Here is a 19,459-nt window from a genome sequence, read left to right as displayed (position 1 = left end):
GCAGACATAAGAGGCTAGACCCTGTGGCATTGACGATTCTTGGCCTGTCCGGCGCCCTTAGCCATGATCCTTCCGCAGCGCTGTACATTGACGGCAAGCTGATCGCGGCGGCCGAGGAAGAGCGCTTCGTACGCGATAAACATGCAAAGAACCGCATGCCCTACGAGTCGGCGAAGTTCTGCCTGGAGCAGGCGGGCATCAAACCGTCCGACGTCGACGTGGTAGCGATTCCGTTCGCCCCGATCAGCCTGTTCGGCGAAGCACGTTGGCACTATGCCAAGCGCTACTGGTACGCACCGGACCGCGCCCTCGACGCAATCCTGATGGGCAACCGTCGCTACAAGCGTTATCGCCGCAAGATCGTCTGGTGCCTGGAACAACTGGGCTTCGATCCGAAAAAAATCAAGATCGAGCCGGTGGAGCACCACCTGGCCCACGCCTCCAGTGCCTATCACTGCTCGGGCTTCCAGGAAAAAACCGCGATCCTGGGCATCGACGGCAAAGGCGAATACGCCACGACGTTCTTCGGCTACGGCGAAAACGGCAAGATCCACAAGATCAAGGAATTCTTCGACCCGGACTCCCTGGGCGGCCTGTATGGCGCGATCACCGAGTTCCTCGGCTTCGAAATGCTCGACGGTGAGTTCAAGGTGATGGGCATGGCGCCGTATGGCGATGCCACCAAGTACGATTTCTCGCGCCTGGCCTCGTTCGAAAACGGCGAGCTGGTGATCAACACCGACTACGCCAACGTGATCGGCCTTCGTCGCTATAAAGAGAAGGGCAAGGGCTTCTACTTCTCGCCGAAACTGATCGAGTGGCTCGGCCCGAAACGTGAAGGCGACATCGCCGACGAACCGTACATTCACTACGCTGCAAGCATGCAGGCGCTGTTCGAGAAACTTGCGCTGCAGATGATCGACCACTACCTGGGCGACGTGCTCAAGGAAACCGGCAAACTGGCCTTCGCCGGTGGCTGTGCGTTGAACGTCAAGCTGAACCAGAAAATCATCGCCCGCGACGACGTCAAGGAACTGTTCGTCCAACCTGCTTCCGGCGACGCCGGTACGGCGGTGGGTGCGGCGGCTTATGTGTCCCACGCCCGTGGCGTGCCGGTGGAGAAGATGGAACACGTCTACCTCGGTCCGGCCTACAGCAACGAAGACGTGATTGCCGCGTGCGCCCGTCATCCGAGCAAGCCTGCATGGCGCAAGATCGACAACACTCCCGAGCGTATTGCCAAGATCATGGTCGACGGCAACCCCGTGGCGTGGTTTCAAGGCCGCATGGAGTTTGGCCCGCGTGCCTTGGGCGGTCGTTCGATCATCGGTTGCCCAAGCGCCAGCGGCGTGGCTGATCGCATCAACGAACAGATCAAGTTCCGCGAGCGCTGGAGGCCTTTCTGCCCGTCGATGCTCGACACCGTTGCGCCGCAGATGATCAAGGTCGATCACCCCGCACCGTTCATGACTTTTACTTTCGAAGTGGCCGAAGAATGGAAAACCCGCGTGCCGGAAGTCGTCCACGAAGACGGTACCTCCCGAGCCCAGGTGCTCAAGCGCGAATACAACCCGCGTTACTACGACATGATGAAAGCGCTGGAAGTCTTGACCGGTAATGGCGTGTCGTTGAACACCTCGCTCAACCGTCGTGGCGAACCGATGATCTGCTCGCCGACCGATGCGCTGAACATGTTCTTCGGTTCCGACCTGCAGTACTTGATCATGGAAGACATCCTGGTGGTCAAAGACGGCGTGGACGCTTATGACTGATGCGCTGATCAGCGTCGTCGTTCCGGCTTACAACTATGCCAAGACCTTGCCCAGGGCACTGGATTCGGTTTTGGTTCAGTGGGCCGATGATGTTGAGCTGATCGTCATCAATGATGGGTCCCAGGACAATACTCATGAGGTATTGAGCGACTATCAGCTTCGGCATCCAGAAGCTCTGCAAGTGGTGCATCAGGATAATGCCGGAGTCGCGGCTGCTCGCAATCGCGGCATTGCCATGGCGCGCGGCCGTTATGTTCTGTTGCTCGATGCGGATGATGAACTGACCACCGACGCATTGGGCGTTCTGCGTCGTGTTATCTCAGGGGCGCCGGATGCCGGCATGATTCTGGGAGCATACGTTTCTGTTTACCCGGATGGTAAGGAGCGGCTGCGCTTGCCGACGCCCGTTTCGGGCAGCGCATGCAAGCGCGCCGAAGACTATCTTCTGCGCAAGAAGATCTCGGTTTCTCATTGCTGCTCATTGTTTCGTAGGGATCTGTTGTTAGAGCGTCCCTACCCTGAGACGGTGCGGTCAGGAGAAGATATTCCGGTCTTTTTGCATCTATTGCTACGAGCCCAGGTGGTGTGTGTCAATGAGCCCCTTGCTCGTATTCACAAGCATGCGACGAGCTTGCGACACAGTCGGATAGATGACTCCGTAACACAGACTGTCATACGAGAAATCTCCAGCGTGCTACCTGCTGACTGTCAATCGATGTTGGTCGATTATGAGTCTCAACGCTATCTCTCAAGGTTTCGAACGGCTTTGCTGCAAGGCGACCAAGCAAGCGCACGCCGCTTGTATTGGCGAGCACTGAAGTTGAGCAGGCGACAGGCGTTGCAATGGCGATATTTGCGGAAAGTGTTGAAACCTGGCTTTTGGATCGGTTGAATGAAAATTTTGGTGCTTTCCACTCGGCCTCGTGAACCTGACAATCATTTGTTATGGGAGGGGCTGGCTCAGCATGCGAATGTCGAGGTTAGGTATGTCGCCAAGGAGCAACAGAGGAAGCTTGGCGCGCTGTTGGACTCCCTGGACCTTGCCTCGTACGACCGAGTCGTGCTGGATCTGCTGTTTCGTTACGTGCATCGGCATGCCAGGCGTTTAAGTCGTATTTCGGGCCTGACGTTCTACGAAGAGGATGCGAGCCAGGAGTTCATGTCAGCATCGCGCTGGCGCGGCAAGTTTTCCGCGTTCTATCGTAAATTGCCTCATGCCAGGATGATTTTTACTGGCTATCAAGCGTTCCGAAAGTTTCAGGCGATGGGCTTTGACGCGAGATTCCTCGTTAAAGGCTATGACCGTTCGCACCTTTATGTAACGGATATGCCGCGCGATATCGAGCTGGGGTTCATTGGGCGTCTCGGCAGTAACACCTATACGCAACGTCGCGAATTCCTGAAAGGTATCGAGGCGACCTGCGGTTTGCAGATCATGCGTACGGAGCCGGGGGCCGCTTATTGCGAAGCGCTTAATCGGATTCGTTTTTTTGTGACCGCCGATATCGGTTTTTGTGAATACATGGCTAAAAACTTTGAGGCCATGGCGTGCGGTTGCCTGCTGTTTTCCTATCGCCAGGGAGGCGGAGAGGAAGAAGCAGTCGGGCTTGAAGATGGTGTTAACGTGTTGTTGTTTGACGATCAGCAAACTTTTCTGGAGCGTTTGGAGCAAGCGCGTAATGACCCTGAGTGGGCTGCGAACATCGCCGCACGGGGGGCAAGGTTTGCTCGTGAGCACCTGGATTATTACAGTCAGGCTGACAAGCTCTTTCAGATGCTCTCCGACCCCATGGAACAATCGGTCAAGAAAAATTATATAAAGAGGATGATACGTGCCATCATCGGTCGGAACTAAAAGGCTGTCTATCTGGTTGTTTTTCTTGTTTTTCGTCTTTGCGAGTTCGTTCTTTTTTATTGATGTTTCGAAAACACGAAATAACATATTCTACGCGGGTTTTGCACTCCCTGTATTAATATGGACGCTGGCGTCGTGGCGGTCAGCCCTGCAGATGCGTAGCCAGTCGCTAGTGTTGCTGTTGGTTTTTTTTGCGGCTATGGCGACGGTTGGGCTCATATTCCTGCGCGAGGATACGTATTCGGAACTGAAACATAGTCTCTATATGTTGATGTTTTTTATTGGTCTTCAATTAATCGTTCAACAGCCTCGTTACGAGGGGTACTGGGTCAGGGCGTGGGGTTGTTTCATGCTCTTATGCCTGCTTTACGCTTCGGGGAGCTGGCTCTGGATTTTTCAGCAGACGGGACAGCTGGTGCGACTTCAGATGGCCGGAGCGGCTTATAATCCTGTGCATGCCGCGCTGATGATAAGTTCGGGAATCGCGGCTTTTTGGTTGTTCGTGATAGAGCCCCGGCTGCAGCGATTCTCGCATTTAGTGCTGGGCGGCTTGCTGATCGCAGGGTTGCAAATCTGGGTGGCGCTAATCTTTGATGCGCGCTCCGCCTTGACGGGTTCGGTCCTGTTTTTGGCTGGATGGGCAATGTTTCGCGGGCGCGGGGTCAGGTTGTTGCTCGGCTTGGCTGTCGTGGTGGGACTTGCGATCTATTTGACGGGGGTGATGGACCTGTTCATGTCCCGTGGCGCGAGTTTTCGCTTGGTCATTTGGCAAGACGCGCTGCAAAGACTGATTCATCATTGTGGTATTTCGTTCGGATGCGGCAAGGACGATTATCGGTTCCTTGGCGAGTACACCCACGCCCACAGCGGCTATCTTTCAGTTCTTTATCGTTATGGTGCGTTCGTTGCTGTGATCGGCTCAGTGTGGGCTGTCAACTACTGGTACTGGGGCGTTCGGCTGAAGAGTCGCTGGTTCTTGGTTTCGTTGATTGGTTGGGGTGGGCTGCTTACCACCGGGGCCGGCCTGTTGAGTTCGCCTCAACCCTACTGGCTATATTTCTGGTTGCCCACGTTGCTCTCGATGATTGAGGTCCGGCGTTTGCAGCGGATAAACGCTAATCCGGAATTGAAGGGTCCTAACTATGACAATTAAATTATATTGGCATCGTGGAGCAGGTCGTTCAGATCCTAATCGCCAGAATTTTGGTGATTTTCTTTCGCCGCTAATAGTCGAGGCGGTCTCGAAGAAAAAAGTTGAATACGCCCCGCTTTCCCACGCTGATATGATGGCAATCGGAACGATTCTGGCTAATGAACCCAAGGCGAAACGCTTTGGGTTCAAGCGTCGCGTGCATATATGGGGATCAGGTTGCGGGCAGGAACATGAGTCATTTTCTTCGCGCCATTATTATCATGCAGTACGAGGCCAGGAAACCCGCGCAAGGGTTGAAGATGGCAACGCGCTCGAGGCTGCGTTGGGAGACCCCGGCTTACTGTGTCCAGGGTTGATCAGTCGCCCGGACAAGAAGTGGCACGTCGGTTTTGTCCCGCACTACCTTGACCAACAACTGCCTGAAGCGCAGATGTTTATACAAGGCAATCCGGAGGTGAAGTTCATCAACGTTTTTCAATCGCCTCTTGATGTGCTTCGGGATATAGCAAGCTGTGAATTCGTTGTTTCTTCAAGTTTACATGGCTTGATTGTCGCTGATGCATTTGGTGTTCCCAATATCAGAGCTAGGCTATCGCACGGTTTGATCGATGAATTGAAGTTTACGGATTATTATTCAGCATTCGGGATTCTACCGCCCGAGTTGCTGGAGGCTGGCCAACTTTCCTCTGTGTGGGGGAAGTTAGAGGAGTTGCATCAGGCACACAGCAGGCCTGGGCTAGAGGCGCTTCAACTTGGGCTGGAACGGAGTTTTCCAGCTATTAATTGACTATTGGGAAATAAAGGAATGGATATATTCACTATTGAGTACTCTGGAACGTCGTTTGAGAGTTGGGCAAATTTGGGCGACGACATACAGTCGTTGGCGGCTCAAAAACTATTGCCTTATGTCAGCGGAGGAGTATCAAGGGAGGAGCTGACTTGTACGAAAAAAACCGGCGTCTTGTCCATGAATGGCTATTTCCTGGGAGGCTGTGAGTGGCCCCCTGCGCCAGCAATTGAGCCTTTCTTCTTCGCTTTTCATGTCACGCCTGGTTCGCAGGCCAAGATCTGCTCGCCGGCAGGCGTTGAATACTTGAAGCAATTCCAGCCCATCGGTTGCCGGGATCGCGGCACCATGGAACTCATGCAAGCACATGGGTTGGAGGCGTTCTACAGCAAGTGCGTGACGCTGACGTTGCCGCGTAGGGCCACGGCTCCGGTGAATGGCAAGGTGTTCATGGTCGGCCTGAGCAAAGGGGGTATAAGCGCCGTCCCACGTGCTATACGCAAGAAGGCGGTGCTTGTGGACCAGGCCAAGCTGCGCCTGCCGAGTCTTTCCCCTAAAGCCAAGGAAATGATTTCGCAGGAACTGCTCGATACCTATGCGCGTGAGGCCTCGTTGGTGATTACGTCAAAAATCCACTGTGCAATGCCCTGTATAGCCATGGGTATTCCGGTGGTGTTTCTTTACGACGAAAAATGCAAGGACGATTATCGAGTCGGCATTATTGCTGACCTGGTCGGCATCAATTACATCGGCGAGTCCTGGTTTGCCAAGGTCTTGGGAAATCGTCTGCGCAGCAGGCGGATTGACTGGGCCCCGGTGTCCAAGGACATCGAAGCTGAGAAGTCAGCAATCAGGGCGGGTTATCTTGAGGCTTTCGAGCGGGCTGCCCAGCGTTACCAGGCGAGAAACAAAGTGGCAGCCTGATATTTTTCAAGAGGGCTGTGCGGCGATTGTGTAATGCCGCATCAGCTCATCCCATGGAAAGTCGCTGATTTTGCTGCGAGTCAAATAGTTACGAAGGTGGTGAAAGTTTCGCTGTACCAGGCGAGCGCCCAGCGGGGGGCGCTTGAAGCGAGTATCGAGAAAGTCTATCAGGCCGAAGCATTGCTCGCGGACCAACAATATGTTGCCCAGATGCAGCGAGCGGAAGTAGATCCCTTGCTGATGCAATTTGAAAATATACGCCGCCAGTTGCGGCAGTAGCTCATCGAATCGTCTGCGCTCGTGAAAAAAAATCTTGTCCAGAGCACTCCCTTCCAAGGGGCTGTAAAGGCAGCCGCTGACGCCTGCGGAGCGGTCAATCCAGAAATAGTCCGTGACGCTCGGAGTATTGATTCCACGTTCGCGAAGGCGCTCCCCGCATCGAGCAAAGCGTTGCGCATCCGGCATCAGGCGAACCAGCAGCGGGTGGCGTCGACTGCGAAATATCTTGAGGATGTCTCCATCATCGAGCTTCAGCACTTTGGCGCCACGGGCGTCTTTTTCCAGAACCTCGCCACGGCTTAGCCAGTCTTGTAATTGGTTCGCTGTTACAATCCGCATCTTGTCTCTCTTTTCAAACATACGAGGCGCGTCGAATGGCCAGTTCCGACCAGCAGTCGAGCATGAAGATTTACCTGCGATTGCTGAAATACGTGCTCCCCTACTGGGGGGCTTTCGCTATCAGTATCCTGGGTTTCGTGCTCTTCGCATCCAGCCAACCGATGCTTGCGGACATGCTCAAGCATTTTCTCGACGCTCTGCAAAAGCCCAATGACACCCAGTTCATGGGGGTCTCGCTGGTGCTCGGCGTGCCGTTGCTGATTGTACTCATTGCGGTGTATCAAGGCATAGGCTCATTTCTGGGTAACTACTACTTGGCCAAGGTCGCCCGCGGTGTGGTTCACGACCTGCGTTGCGCCCTGTTCGACAACCTGTTGACCCTGCCTAATCGCTACTTCGACAACCATAACTCCGGCCACTTGATTTCTCGCATAACCTACAACGTGACAATGGTCACCGGTGCAGCCACCGATGCGATCAAAGTGGTGATCCGCGAGGGGCTGACCGTCATTTTCCTGTTTGGTTATCTGCTTTACAGCAACTGGAAGATGACGCTCGTTTTGCTGGCGATTCTGCCTTTCATCGCACTAATGGTCAGTAGCGCCAGCAAGAAATTTCGCAAGCAAAGCAAGAAAATCCAAGTGGCGATGGGTGATGTAACCCATGTGGCTTCCGAGACGATCCAGGGCTACCGCGTGGTTCGCAGCTTTGGCGGTGAAAGCTACGAAATCGAACGGTTCCACAAGGCCAGTGCCGACAACATGAACCGCAGTCTGGGGATGACCCGTACCCAGTCTATCTACACGCCAATGCTGCAATTGGTGATTTATATCGGTATGGCCGTATTGATGTACCTGGTCCTCTATCTTCGCGGCGAAGCGTCTGCCGGTGAGCTGGTCGCCTACATCACCGCAGCGGGTTTGTTACCCAAGCCTATTCGTCAATTGTCGGAAGTCAGCGCCACGATCCAGAAAGGGTTGGCCGCGGCGGAGAGCATTTTCCAACAGCTCGACGAAGAGCCGGAAACTGATGCGGGTACCCAGCAAATCGAGCGCGTGAGGGGGCGACTGGAGGTGTGCAACCTAAGTTTCCAATATCCAGGCACCGAGAAAAACGTGCTCGACGATATTTCCTTTACCGCCGAGGAAGGGCAGATGGTCGCACTGGTAGGACGTTCGGGCAGTGGCAAGTCGACCTTGGCCAACCTGATCCCGCGTTTCTATCATCATGACAAAGGTCAGATCCTGCTCGACGGTTTGGACGTAGAGCAATACAAGCTGACGAACCTGCGGCGTCACATTGCGCTGGTGACCCAACAGGTTACGTTGTTCAACGACAGTGTTACCAACAACATTGCCTACGGTGACCTCGCTGGCGCTCCTTTTGAAGACGTGCGCAAGGCGGCGGAGGATGCTTACGCCGCGGAGTTCATCGAGCAAATGCCCGAGGGTTACGACACCTTGGTGGGCGAGAACGGCGTGCTGCTTTCCGGCGGCCAGCGCCAGCGCCTGGCGATTGCTCGTGCCCTGCTCAAAAACGCCCCCCTGTTGATTTTGGATGAGGCCACTTCGGCCCTCGACACCGAGTCTGAGCGCCACATCCAAGGCGCTCTGGATCAAGTAATGAAGGGGCGCACCACGCTGGTGATCGCCCATCGCTTGTCGACCATTGAGAAGGCTGATTTGATTCTGCTGATGGACAAGGGGCGTATCGTCGAGCGCGGCACTCATTCAGAATTGCTGGCACTGAATGGGCTTTACGCACGCTTGCATGAGAAGGATTTCATCGAAGGCACCGACGATGTAACAAAAGGGACCTTCGCCTGATTTTGATTCTCCGCGATTCCAAATATCTGCGAGAGGCTCGGCTATGGATAGGATGCCAAAGAAACCGCTACAACAGCTGCATGAGCTATCGATCACACCCCAGGCCCGGGCGGCGATCAAGTCCCAGCAGCCACGATGCATCTGGCTGACCGGGCTGTCCGGGGCGGGAAAGTCGACACTGGCCAATGCGCTGGAAGTGCGGCTGCACGGGCAGGGGCTTCATACCTGCCTGCTTGACGGCGACGACCTGCGCCGAGGGTTGTGCAGCGACCTGGGCATGACGCCCGAAGCGCGCAAAGAGAACATCCGGCGCGTCGCCGAGGTGGCTCGGTTGATGTTTGACGCAGGGCTGATTGTCATCGTTGCGGCCATTTCACCGTTTCGATCCGACCGTGAGGCTGCGCGCAAGTTGTTTCCCGAGGGCAGCTTCTTGGAAATCTACGTCAGCACGTCCTTCGCAGTCTGCGCCCAGCGGGATCCAAAGGGGCTGTATCGGGACGCGCGTGCCGGCCGGTTAAAGAATTTTACCGGCCTCGATAGCCCATACGAAGCTCCCCTGGCCCCCGAGGGCGATATCGACACGGGTGGCCTGACGCAGAGTGAGGCCTGCGAGCGGCTGTGGGCGCTGGTCCTGCGCTGACCCGAAAAACCTGGCGCCGCATCCAATTGCAGCCATGGACGAGCCTTTCTCAACCCTGTGCTAATATCGCGCCCCTGTTCATTTTGTATGTGGGATGCTCCATGAAGTTGTCCATGCCGCGATTCGATCAAGCCCCTGTATTGGTGGTCGGCGATGTCATGCTCGACCGCTACTGGCATGGCGGTACATCACGGATTTCCCCCGAGGCGCCGGTACCGGTGGTCAGGGTCGAGCACATCGAGGACCGTCCCGGTGGCGCCGCCAACGTGGCCCTGAACATCGCCGCCCTCGGCGCACCGGCGTCCCTGGTGGGCGTGACCGGTGACGATGAAGCCGCCGAGAGCCTGGCCAACAGCCTGGAAGGCGCCGGCGTACGGGCGATCTTCCAGCGCATCGCGCACCAGCCGACCATCGTCAAGCTGCGGGTCATCAGCCGTCACCAGCAACTGCTGCGAATCGATTTCGAAGAGCCATTCGCCACCGACCCGCTGTCCCTTGGCGCCGAGGTCGACAACCTGCTCGACGGTATCAAGGTCCTGGTGTTGTCGGACTACGGCAAAGGCGCGTTGAAGAACCATCAAGTGTTGATCCAGGCTGCCCGTGCCCGCGGTATCCCCGTGTTGGCCGATCCCAAGGGCAAGGATTTTTCCATCTACCGTGGCGCGAGCCTGATCACCCCGAACCTCAGCGAATTCGAAACCATCGTCGGTGGTTGCGCTGACGAGCACGAATTGGTGAGTAAAGGCGCCCAGCTGATGCATGACCTGGATCTCGGAGCGCTGCTGGTGACCCGAGGTGAACACGGCATGACCCTGCTGCGTCCCGATCATCCGGCCCTGCACTTGCCGGCCCGTGCCCGTGAGGTATTCGACGTGACGGGGGCCGGCGACACGGTGATTTCCACGTTGGCCGCAGCGATTGCCGCCGGCGAGGAACTGCCCCATGCGGTGGCCCTGGCCAACCTGGCGGCAGGCATTGTCGTCGGCAAGCTGGGTACGGCGGCCATCAGTGCGCCTGAGCTGCGTCGCGCCATCCAGCGCGAAGAAGGTTCGGAGCGCGGTGTGCTCGGCCTGGAGCAACTATTGCTGGCCGTCGACGATGCGCGTGCCCACAACGAACGAATCGTCTTCACCAATGGCTGCTTCGATATTCTGCATGCCGGTCATGTGACCTACCTCGAGCAGGCCAGGGCCCAGGGCGATCGCCTGATCGTCGCGGTCAATGACGACGCATCGGTGAGCCGCCTGAAAGGGCCAGGCCGGCCGATCAACAGCGTTGATCGACGCATGGCGGTCCTGGCCGGCCTTGGCGCGGTGGACTGGGTCATCAGCTTCAGCGAGGGCACACCGGAAAACCTGCTTCGCCAGGTCAAGCCGGATGTGCTGGTGAAGGGCGGTGACTACGGGATCGATCAGGTTGTCGGTGCTGATATCGTTGCGGCCTACGGCGGCACGGTGAAGGTGTTGGGACTGGTAGAAAACAGCTCGACGACGGCGATCGTCGAGAAGATCCGCGGCCGTTGAGGTGTTAATCTGATGGTTCGGGAAAGGTGTCATGGCCCGTGCCTTTCTCACCGCAGATCTGCTCGTAAGCCTTGTTTGATTCGTCCGCCGCAGTTGACTTGTGAAGTCACGTCGCCGGTGGTGGATGCATAGTCGCGTGGGGGAGTGCCAGCAATCTGGCGTAATGTCGCCGGAGCGAATCATTGTTACGTTGGGGCAGGTGCGTATTGAAAGTTGCGCTGGCATTTTTTGGTATTCCGAGGAACTCGGAAGTCTGTTTTCCATCCATCAGAGAAAATGTTCTGGCACAGATCCCTGCCCGGAGCGAAGTGCAGTGTTTTTACCATTTGTACAAGATCGATGAGGTTCACAATCCGCGTTCGGGTGAAGCAGGCGAGCTGAATGCGAACAACTATTCACCGTTCAGCACTATGACCGGTCGACTCGACTCTATCGACGGGGTGCTGGAGCGTTGGGACTACGAGAGGATCAAGGCGCTTGGTGATACATGGGGGGACCAGCATGCGTCGCTCAGAAACCTGATCTATCAGCTCAACTCATTGAACAATGTGACGGCCATGATGGAGCCATTTGATCCGGACTTCGTCGTGTTTGTACGCCCCGACATCTTCTTCCACACTGCGCTTCCAAATTATGTATTTGCTCGCCCCGAAGCTCGTCGGTTGAATACCTATATCCCGGATTGGCAATGGTGGAACGGTTTGAATGACCGATTTGCGATCTGCGGGCGCGACGCCTACCGTGCTTATGGTACGCGTATTGAGCGTATTTTCGATTTTTGCGAGGCAACCGGCAGAAAGCTGCATTCCGAACGGTTACTCAAATATGCGTTGCAGCAAGCACATGTCAGGGTCTGCACCATGCCGACCACGGCATCACGTGTACGAATTAATGGCAATTTCGCCGAAGAGTCATTTTCCTCCAAGCGCGGCATGGGTAAACGCGAGAATCGTTACTTTCGTCTGTTTGCACGGTGGCGGACCTATCTCGATAGGCGCTCATCCACCTGAGCTATTTGTGTAGCGTCCCACGAACCATGCGCATCAAGCCCATGGCTTTCTTGTGCAAGCCTTTGAGGCCTGGGCGATGTGGGGCAGGAGCCTTCAGACCTTGTTTGACAAGCCAATCCTTCCAGCGGATGCGTTCGTCGCGCACCACCCAGCCCTCTTGGTTGGCGAAGCTTTCAGCCAAGTGCAAGCCTCGTGTGCTGGCTGCGACCAGTCGATCGCGTTTGAGCGTATAGAGCTCTCCGATCGGCTTTCCGTCTTCAAGCGGCATCAGGTACAGGTCCGGTCGCTTGCGGTCCAGGCGTGCCACCAGTTGGTCGCCCTCCAGACGCTCATCGACATGAAACAGGCTCAGTGACTTGGCTTCCTTGGGCACGTCCAGTCGCAAGTCATAAATCAATTGCAGCGATGCCGTCGGCAGGTGCACATAGGCCCGTGGCCGTTCGATCAGCTGCAGGTTAGCGCTGCGCACCGGGCGGGCCGAGCCCGAGAGAGGCGTCAGGCGAAACGGCAAGGCTTCGCGGTAATGCAGGGCCGTGGCGTAAGGAGCCGGCAGCCAGGTGTCGTTGAAGCGTCCACCGAGCCAACCTTCCGGCGTTTCCAACAGGCATTCTTCGGCTATTTCGTTGATAGCGGTAAGCAGCGGCAGATTCAGCTCATGAGCCGGGACGTAGCCCGAGATCAGCTTGAGCACCACATCGCCGCGATCCTGCCGGCGTTGACGCACGAGCACCCAATATTCACGGTTCTGCCAATGCAGGGTCAGGCGCACCGAGACGCCCAGGTTCGCCAGCTCCACGGAAAAGCGTTCGGCATCGTCCACGGTCATGGGACGCCGCCGCTGCAAGGTCTGGGCAAAGTTGAGCGGCATCCCCACGCTCTGGTAAGTCAGGCCTTCGGGAGTCGCTTCGACGAAAAGGGGCAGAGTCTTGAAGTTGCTTGGATTTTTCCTGATGAGCGTACGCGGCATGTCGGCTCCTTCCTTTAGGCCGCGTAGGGCGGCGTCAGTTTTTACGCAGGACCTTGGCGACGGTCGCGACGTTATGGGCGAGGTGCAGCGGATTGATCGTGCCGACAATAGCACTGGCGACCCCAGGATGCTCAAACAACAGTTCGAAACTGGCGCGAACCGGGTCTACCCCGGGGCTCAGGCAGACGTGACCGCTGGCCAGGGCTTTTTTCACCAGGATCGCTTTGCCGTGCTCGCTGGCGTAGTCAATGACAGCCTTTTCGTTTCGTTCGTTCAGATTGTAGGTGACCATCGCACAATCACCTTGCTCCAGGGCTTTCAAGCCACCTTCGACGGTCTTGCCGGAAAAGCCGAAGCCGCCGATCTTGCCCTCGCGCTTGAGCGCCGCCAGGGTCGGGTAGACCTCGCTGTCGTTGAGGATCGCCAGGTCGTTGCCATCGGAATGTACCAGCACCAGGTCGATATGGTCGGTTTCCAGGCGCTTGAGGCTGCGCTCTACCGAGAATCGCGTATGGGCGGCGCTGAAATCATGGCGTGACTGGCCGTCGCTGAATTCCTCGCCAACCTTGCTGACGATCACCCAGTCCTGGCGTTGGCCGCGTAGCAGCGGGCCGAGGCGCTCCTCGCTGCGACCGTAGGCCGGCGCGGTGTCGATCAGGTTGATGCCCAGGTCGCGGGCCAGCTTGAGCAGCATGCGCGCTTCGTCGTCATCGGGAATCTGAAAGCCGTTGGGGTATTTCACGCCCTGGTCGCGACCAAGCTTGACGGTGCCCAGGCCCAGGGGCGAGACCATCGGGCCGTTGTTGCCCAGCGGGCGGTGCAGATCGTGGAGTGTTGGCAGGCTCATGGCAGTAATTGGTCCCAGGCGGGAACGCCCATCGGCGGCTTTGGCAGGTCCGGCAGCGGAGTGGAATGGCTGGGTTGGATGGCGTCGCGCTGCAGCGCGGCGATCACCCGATCAGAAAAGTCCGGGGCCAAGGCCAATTTGGTCGGCCAGCCCACCAGCAGGCGATCCTGCTCGGCGACGAAGGCATTATCCGGGCGGGTCAGGCCCGATTGCAGCGGCTCGGCGCGGGCGACCCGCAACGTGGCCCATTGCGCGGTGCTGAGGTCGATCCACGGAAGCAGTTGGCCGAGCTCCTTCTGGGCGACGGCGATCTGCGCGGCGGGCTCGCGGGCAACGGCATCCCCCTCGGCGAGATCGCCTCCCAGGTACCAGACCCATTGGCCATCGGCGGCTGGATGAGTGGTCACGGTTACCCGTGGCTTAGGCCCGCCGCCCAGGCAATGGGCATACAGGGGCTTGAGGCTCGGTCCCTTGGCCAGGACCATGTGCAACGGCCGGGTCTGCATGGCCGGCTGGTCCAGGCCCAAGGCTTTGAGAAGGTCAGCGGTGCCGCCGCCGGCACTGAGGACAATGCGTTGGGCGTGGATTTCGCGACCGTCGACTTTCAGTCCGACCAGCTTGCCTTCTTCGTGCAGTGGTTCGATGTGCTGTCCGGCCAGCAGGCTGTCGCCGGCCAGTTCCGCAAGGCGTGCGATCAGGCTGGGAACGTCCACCACTAACTCGGCCAGGCGGTAGACCTTGCCTTTGAAGCGCTTGTCTTGCAGGGCCGGCGGCAGTTGGTCGCCCTTGACTTGGTCAACGCGTCCGCGCACGGCTTTGCTGGCGAAAAAACTGGTGAGGTTGCCGGCCAGCGTGCCGGGCGACCAGAGGTAATGGGCATCGGACAACATGCGCACGCCCGACAGGTCCAGCTCACCGTCGCCCTTGAGGGCTTCGCGCCAGCGGCGCGGCATGTCGGCGATGGCTTCCGAGGCGCCGGTCAGGGCGCCATGCAACGCGTATTTGGCGCCGCCATGGATGATGCCCTGGGATTTGACACTCTGCCCGCCGCCAAGGCTGGCGCTTTCCACCAGCACGGTTGAAAAACCCTGGCGGCGCAAACGCGCGTTTAGCCAGAGGCCGGCGACGCCTGCGCCGACAATCAGAATGTCGGTGGAAATAACGGATGGCATGAGCGACCTCAGTGTTCAAGACGAGGGCGCAGTATACAGGCTCGATGCAGAGGGCATTTGTTGGCGATCAACGTCGGCAACTTTCGGACAAAGCTTTGGTGGCGAGGGAGCTTGCTCCCGCTGGAGCGCGAAGCGGTCCCGTTTCTAGTGGGCGCTTCGCACCCAAGCGGGAGCAAGCTTCCTCGCCACACGTGCATTTGAGCTCAATGAAAAGGTATTTCAGCTCGGATGATCAGTGGATCTTCAGTGCCCGGCAGTCTTGGAAAACAGCTGTATAACCACCACCCCCAACACAATCAACGCCATCCCCAGCATCGCCGGCACGTCCAGTTTTTGCCCATAGATGAACAACGCAGCAACGCTGACCATGACAATCCCCAACCCGGCCCAGACCGCATAGGCCACGCCCACCGGAACGGTGCGCACCACCAGCGTCAGCATCCAGAACGCGGTGCCGTAGCCTGCGATGACCAGCAACAAGGGCAGGGGTGCGCTCAGGCCCTTGATCGCTTTCATCGAAACGGTGGCGATCACTTCGGCGCAGATGGCGATGGCGAGGTAGTAGTAGGCGTTCATGAGCGAATCCTCTTTGGCTGTTGCGTCGTTCGATGGACCTATTCTAGGGAATGATCAGATGCGGTAAAGTCATTACCTATCTGTAATTGAGATAGGTTGAGCCATGAACGTTCAGTGGAACCTTGAGCAATTGCGACTGTTCGTCGGGGTCGCCGAGAAGCGTTCGTTTTCCGCAGTGGCCCGTGATCAGCGCAAGGCCCAGTCAGCCATCAGCAGCGCGATTGCGATGTTGGAGGAGGATCTGGGGGTGAGCCTGTTCGAACGCAGCAGCGGTCGCCAGCCCAAGCTCACCGATGCGGGCGTGGCATTGCTGGAGGAGGCCAGGGAGGTGTTGCGTCAGTGCGAGCGCCTCAACGGCCGGGCACTGGCCTTGATGCGGGGGCAGGAAGCATCGCTGCGCCTGGCCCAGGACGAAGCCATGCCGTATCAGCCTGTCATCGACAGCCTGGCGGCGCTGGCCGAACGATTTCCTACGCTTGAAGTGCAACTGGCGAGCGCCGCCCAAGGCGATGTGGCGCGCAAACTGGTGGAGCGTCGCGCCGACCTCGGGTTGTTGTTCTATCACGATCAGATTCCCGAGGCGCTGGAGCGCAGGGTGCTGGGCAGCGTCGAGATGGTCACGGTGTGCGGCCGGGATCATCCACTGGCGAACCACGGTTATGTGTCATGCCTGGAAATGGCCCGGCACCGGCAGTTGCTGATGGCGACCCAATCCAGCGTCTATCCCGGCAGCGAACAGGCCAGCCCGCAAGTCTGGCGCGCCGACAGCTTCTACGTGCTGGCCGAGTGGTTGAGGAGTGGCTTGGGCTGGGCCTGGTTGCCGCGGCACGTCGTGCAGTACCCGGCGTACCAGGGAGATATGGTCGAACTCAACAGCGAATGGACCCCGCCGGCCCTGGTGGTGGAACTGGTCTGGCGCCGCGATGAACCCCTTGGCCCGGCCGCGCGTTGGCTGGCGGAACGTTTTGCCGTGCAGTTGCAGGCGATTGGCTGAAAACCCGATAAACTCCGCCGCCATGAACAGAACTCTCTATAGCGCGTTGTTTTACCTGGGGCTGCCATTGGTGGCGATTCGGCTTTGGCTGCGGGCTCGCAAGGCACCGGCCTATGCGCGGCGTATTGGCGAGCGGTTTTCGTGGGGATTGCCGGCGATGGTGCCGGATGGCATCTGGGTCCACGCGGTATCGGTGGGTGAGAGTATTGCCGCCGCGCCGATGATCCGCGCCTTGCTGCAACGTTATCCACAACTGCCGATCACCGTCACTTGCATGACGCCCACCGGTTCGGAGCGGATCAAGGCGTTGTTCGCCAATGAACCGCGCATCCAGCATTGCTATCTGCCTTATGACCTGCCTTGCGCGGCCAATCGCTTCCTCGACCTGGTACGGCCGAAACTGGCGGTGATCATGGAAACCGAGCTATGGCCCAACCACATCCATCAATGCGCCCGCCGCGGCATCCCCGTGGCGTTGGCCAACGCGCGGCTGTCGGAGCGTTCGGCGCGTGGTTATGCCCGTTTTCCCAAGCTGACCCGGCCGATGCTCGCCGAGATGAGCCTGTTTGCGGTGCAGACCGAAGCCGAGGCCGAGCGCTTTCGCCAGCTCGGTGCCAGGGCACAGACCGTCGAGGTTACGGGCTCGATCAAGTTCGACTTGACCATCGACCCACAACTGCTCGAAAGCGCCAGCGCCTTGCGTCGCCAATGGCAAGCGGTGGAACGCCCGGTGTGGATCGCCGCCAGCACCCACGAGGGTGAGGATGAGGTGGTGCTGGCCGCCCACCGTCGGTTACTCGACAGTTATCCCGATGCGTTGCTGATCCTGGTGCCGCGTCATCCGGAGCGATTCGATTCGGTGGCGCAGTTGTGTGAGCGCGAGGGTTTCAACACCGTCCGGCGTTCAAGCGCTCAAGCAGTCGATTCACAAACCTCGGTGCTGCTCGGCGACACCATGGGCGAGCTGCTGTTTCTCTACGCGTTGGCTGATAGCGCGTTTGTCGGTGGCAGCCTGGTGCCCAACGGTGGGCACAACCTGCTCGAGCCAGCGGCCCTGGCGAAACCGGTGCTCAGTGGCCCGCATCTGTTCAACTTCCTCGAAATCGCCGCGCAGTTGCGCGCCGCCGGAGCGCTGGCGGAAGTGGAAGATGCCGAAAGCCTGGCCCTGGCGGTGCAGCGCCTGTTCGAACTGCCCCGGGATGCCCAGCGCATGGCCGAGGCGGGATTGGTGGTGATGCGCCGCAACCAGGGTGCGTTGCAGCGATTGCTGGATGGGCTGGGGCGGTTGATGGGCTGAGCTTTTGTGGCGAGGGAGCAAGCTCCCTCGCCACAGGGGATTCGTCGCAGATGTGTTATTGCGCCGGCCGCGAGCGCAACTGCTCCGCTGCGGCCTGGGCCAGGTCCGGCGGCAGGAAGTCCTTGTCCGGGTTGTAGTCGGGCTTGAGGTAGCGGGACAGGGCTTGCAGGTCTTCCGGGCTCAAGGTCCCGGCGGCCTGCTTGAGGCGCAGGTTGTCCAGGATGTAGTCATAGCGGGCGTTGTTGTAGTCGCGCACCGAGGTGTACAACTGGCGCTGGGCGTCGAGCACATCGACGATGTTGCGGGTGCCCACCTGGTAGCCGATCTCCGTGGCATCCACTGCGCTCTGGTTGGAGATGATCGACTGGCGCCGGGCCTGGACCTGTTCCACATCGGTGTTTACCGCGCGGTGCAGGTTGCGGGTGTTTTCCACGACTTGCCTACGTAGGCCTTCACGCTGCTGCTCGGTCTGGGTGAGCTGCGAGTAGGACTCGCGCACCTGCGAGCTGGTCAACCCGCCGCTGTAGATCGGAATACTCAATTGCAGGCCGATGGTGCGTTGCTCGGCGTCGCCACCATAGCGCTGGCCGGTGGGGCTCGGGTTGGTGAAGCCGAGGCCGTCGTTGTCACCTTTGCGGTACTGGGCGATTGCATCGAGGGTCGGCGCGTGACCAGCCTTGCGTTGGCGCAGCGTATCCTCGGCGGCATCGACGGCATAGTTGCTGGCCAGCAGGTTGAGGTTCTGCCTGGCGGCGGTGTCGACCCAGGCCTTGGCGTCGTTGGGCGCCGGCGGCAGGATCGGCAGGGTGTGGACGACGCCCTGGATCGAATTGTATTGGCGGTTGGTCAGGGTGATCAGCGCTTCGAAAGCATCTTCGACCTGGCGTTGCGCGATGATCCGGTTGGCCCGCGCGGTGTCGTAGCTGGCCTGGGATTGCAGCACGTCGGTCTTGTCCGACAGGCCCACGTCGAAACGTTCGTTGGACTGGTCGAGCTGACGCTTGAACGCGGCTTCCTCGGCCTTGGTCGAGGCCAGGTTGTCCTGGCTGCGCAGCACGTTGAAATAGGCTTCGGCGCTTTGCAGGATCAGGTTCTGCTCGGTGGCCGACAACTGCAGCGATGCCTGTTCATTGACCGATTTGGCCGCTTGCAGTTGGAACCAGCGGTCGGCGCGGAAAATCGGCTGCGACAGCGTGGCCTGGTAGACCGTGGAGCTGCGGGTGGCGGTCATCGCCGGTTCGTCGAGCTCGGTACGGGTGTTGTTCAGGTCGGCGCCGGCCGAGAGGTTGGGCAGCAGCCCGGCGCGGGCCTGGGGCACCACTTCCTTCTGGGCGCCATACTGGGCGCGGGCGGCGGCCAGGTCGGCGTTGTTGTCCACTGCTTCCTGGTACACGCTGACCAGGTCGGTGCGGGTGGATAAAGGCGCTTCGGCGGCCCAGGCCATTCCATTGGACGCACAAGACACGGCAAGGGCCAGTGAGAGTTTGCGCAGCATGAG

General features: G+C 58.7%; 18 protein-coding genes. 12 read left to right on the top strand and 6 right to left on the bottom strand.

The window, feature by feature from the left end:
* Positions 1-23 precede the first annotated feature (23 nt).
* The 6 genes from JZ00_RS18920 to JZ00_RS29765 are packed head-to-tail and all read left to right on the top strand — an operon-like array spanning position 24 to position 6,491.
* A complete protein-coding gene (locus JZ00_RS18920) occupies positions 24-1,772 on the top strand; it encodes a carbamoyltransferase family protein (protein ID WP_039592494.1) in 1,749 nt (582 codons plus the stop codon).
* Entirely contained in the window at positions 1,765-2,664 is a 900-nt protein-coding gene (locus JZ00_RS18915; protein WP_039592495.1) for a glycosyltransferase family 2 protein, read from the top strand. Before JZ00_RS18920 ends, JZ00_RS18915 begins: the two co-directional genes overlap by 8 nt.
* Positions 2,665-3,627: a glycosyltransferase family protein gene (locus JZ00_RS18910; RefSeq protein ID WP_052742356.1), complete on the top strand. Its 963-nt coding sequence runs from the start codon at positions 2,665-2,667 to the stop codon at positions 3,625-3,627.
* Complete coding sequence (locus JZ00_RS18905; protein ID WP_046509895.1) at positions 3,605-4,780, top strand: hypothetical protein; 1,176 nt, start codon at positions 3,605-3,607, stop codon at positions 4,778-4,780. Before JZ00_RS18910 ends, JZ00_RS18905 begins: the two co-directional genes overlap by 23 nt.
* Entirely contained in the window at positions 4,770-5,567 is a 798-nt protein-coding gene (locus tag JZ00_RS18900) for a polysaccharide pyruvyl transferase family protein (protein WP_039592496.1), read from the top strand. The genes JZ00_RS18905 and JZ00_RS18900 overlap by 11 nt, the downstream gene beginning before the upstream one ends.
* A gap of 18 nt (positions 5,568-5,585) precedes the next feature.
* Positions 5,586-6,491, top strand: a complete 906-nt coding sequence (locus JZ00_RS29765) for a polysaccharide pyruvyl transferase family protein (protein ID WP_052742354.1) — start codon at positions 5,586-5,588, stop codon at positions 6,489-6,491.
* Positions 6,492-6,497: 6 nt separating this feature from the next.
* On the opposite strand, the gene JZ00_RS18890 is transcribed toward JZ00_RS29765, so the two are convergent.
* Complete coding sequence (locus tag JZ00_RS18890; protein WP_232916613.1) at positions 6,498-7,130, bottom strand: lipopolysaccharide kinase InaA family protein; 633 nt, start codon at positions 7,128-7,130, stop codon at positions 6,498-6,500.
* A 14-nt stretch (positions 7,131-7,144) separates the two neighbouring features.
* On the opposite strand from JZ00_RS18890, the gene msbA reads away from it, so the two are divergent.
* The 4 genes from msbA (at position 7,145) to JZ00_RS18870 (ending at position 12,108) form a co-directional block, all read left to right on the top strand.
* Positions 7,145-8,935 carry a lipid A export permease/ATP-binding protein MsbA gene (msbA, locus tag JZ00_RS18885; RefSeq protein WP_039592498.1) on the top strand — a complete coding sequence of 597 codons (1,791 nt, stop codon included), beginning with the start codon at positions 7,145-7,147 and terminating at the stop codon, positions 8,933-8,935.
* Positions 8,936-8,978: 43 nt separating this feature from the next.
* Positions 8,979-9,575 carry an adenylyl-sulfate kinase gene (gene cysC / locus JZ00_RS18880; protein ID WP_039592499.1) on the top strand — a complete coding sequence of 199 codons (597 nt, stop codon included), beginning with the start codon at positions 8,979-8,981 and terminating at the stop codon, positions 9,573-9,575.
* A 101-nt stretch (positions 9,576-9,676) separates the two neighbouring features.
* Positions 9,677-11,098 carry a bifunctional D-glycero-beta-D-manno-heptose-7-phosphate kinase/D-glycero-beta-D-manno-heptose 1-phosphate adenylyltransferase HldE gene (hldE, locus tag JZ00_RS18875; protein ID WP_039592500.1) on the top strand — a complete coding sequence of 474 codons (1,422 nt, stop codon included), beginning with the start codon at positions 9,677-9,679 and terminating at the stop codon, positions 11,096-11,098.
* A 206-nt stretch (positions 11,099-11,304) separates the two neighbouring features.
* Positions 11,305-12,108, top strand: a complete 804-nt coding sequence (locus tag JZ00_RS18870; protein WP_039592501.1) for a hypothetical protein — start codon at positions 11,305-11,307, stop codon at positions 12,106-12,108.
* Position 12,109: 1 nt separating this feature from the next.
* Here JZ00_RS18870 and JZ00_RS18865 read toward each other — a convergent pair whose 3' ends face one another.
* From JZ00_RS18865 to JZ00_RS18850, 4 genes are all read right to left on the bottom strand, one after another.
* Positions 12,110-13,075, bottom strand: coding sequence for a hypothetical protein (locus JZ00_RS18865; protein ID WP_039592502.1), 966 nt, complete (start codon positions 13,073-13,075; stop codon positions 12,110-12,112).
* A 34-nt stretch (positions 13,076-13,109) separates the two neighbouring features.
* Positions 13,110-13,922 (bottom strand): aldo/keto reductase, encoded by an 813-nt coding sequence (locus JZ00_RS18860; protein ID WP_039592503.1) that lies wholly within the window; start codon positions 13,920-13,922, stop codon positions 13,110-13,112.
* Positions 13,919-15,094: an NAD(P)/FAD-dependent oxidoreductase gene (locus JZ00_RS18855; RefSeq protein ID WP_039592504.1), complete on the bottom strand. Its 1,176-nt coding sequence runs from the start codon at positions 15,092-15,094 to the stop codon at positions 13,919-13,921. Before JZ00_RS18855 ends, JZ00_RS18860 begins: the two co-directional genes overlap by 4 nt.
* A 243-nt stretch (positions 15,095-15,337) precedes the next feature.
* Positions 15,338-15,670: a DMT family transporter gene (locus tag JZ00_RS18850; RefSeq protein WP_039592505.1), complete on the bottom strand. Its 333-nt coding sequence runs from the start codon at positions 15,668-15,670 to the stop codon at positions 15,338-15,340.
* Positions 15,671-15,773: 103 nt separating this feature from the next.
* Here JZ00_RS18850 and JZ00_RS18845 point away from each other — a divergent pair, with 103 nt between their 5' ends.
* Positions 15,774-16,664, top strand: coding sequence for a LysR family transcriptional regulator (locus tag JZ00_RS18845; protein WP_039592506.1), 891 nt, complete (start codon positions 15,774-15,776; stop codon positions 16,662-16,664).
* A gap of 22 nt (positions 16,665-16,686) precedes the next feature.
* Positions 16,687-17,961: a lipid IV(A) 3-deoxy-D-manno-octulosonic acid transferase gene (gene waaA / locus JZ00_RS18840; protein ID WP_039592507.1), complete on the top strand. Its 1,275-nt coding sequence runs from the start codon at positions 16,687-16,689 to the stop codon at positions 17,959-17,961.
* 55 nt (positions 17,962-18,016) lie between these two features.
* Here the strand turns inward: waaA and JZ00_RS18835 are convergent, their stop codons facing one another.
* A complete protein-coding gene (locus JZ00_RS18835) occupies positions 18,017-19,456 on the bottom strand; it encodes a TolC family outer membrane protein (protein WP_039592508.1) in 1,440 nt (479 codons plus the stop codon).
* Between the last annotated feature and the right edge of the window lie 3 nt (positions 19,457-19,459).

This window comes from Pseudomonas frederiksbergensis (assembly GCF_000802155.2).
In the GTDB taxonomy this organism is placed as follows: Bacteria; Pseudomonadota; Gammaproteobacteria; order Pseudomonadales; family Pseudomonadaceae; genus Aquipseudomonas; species Aquipseudomonas frederiksbergensis_A.
This window is presented reverse-complemented; position numbering and strand designations above follow the sequence as displayed.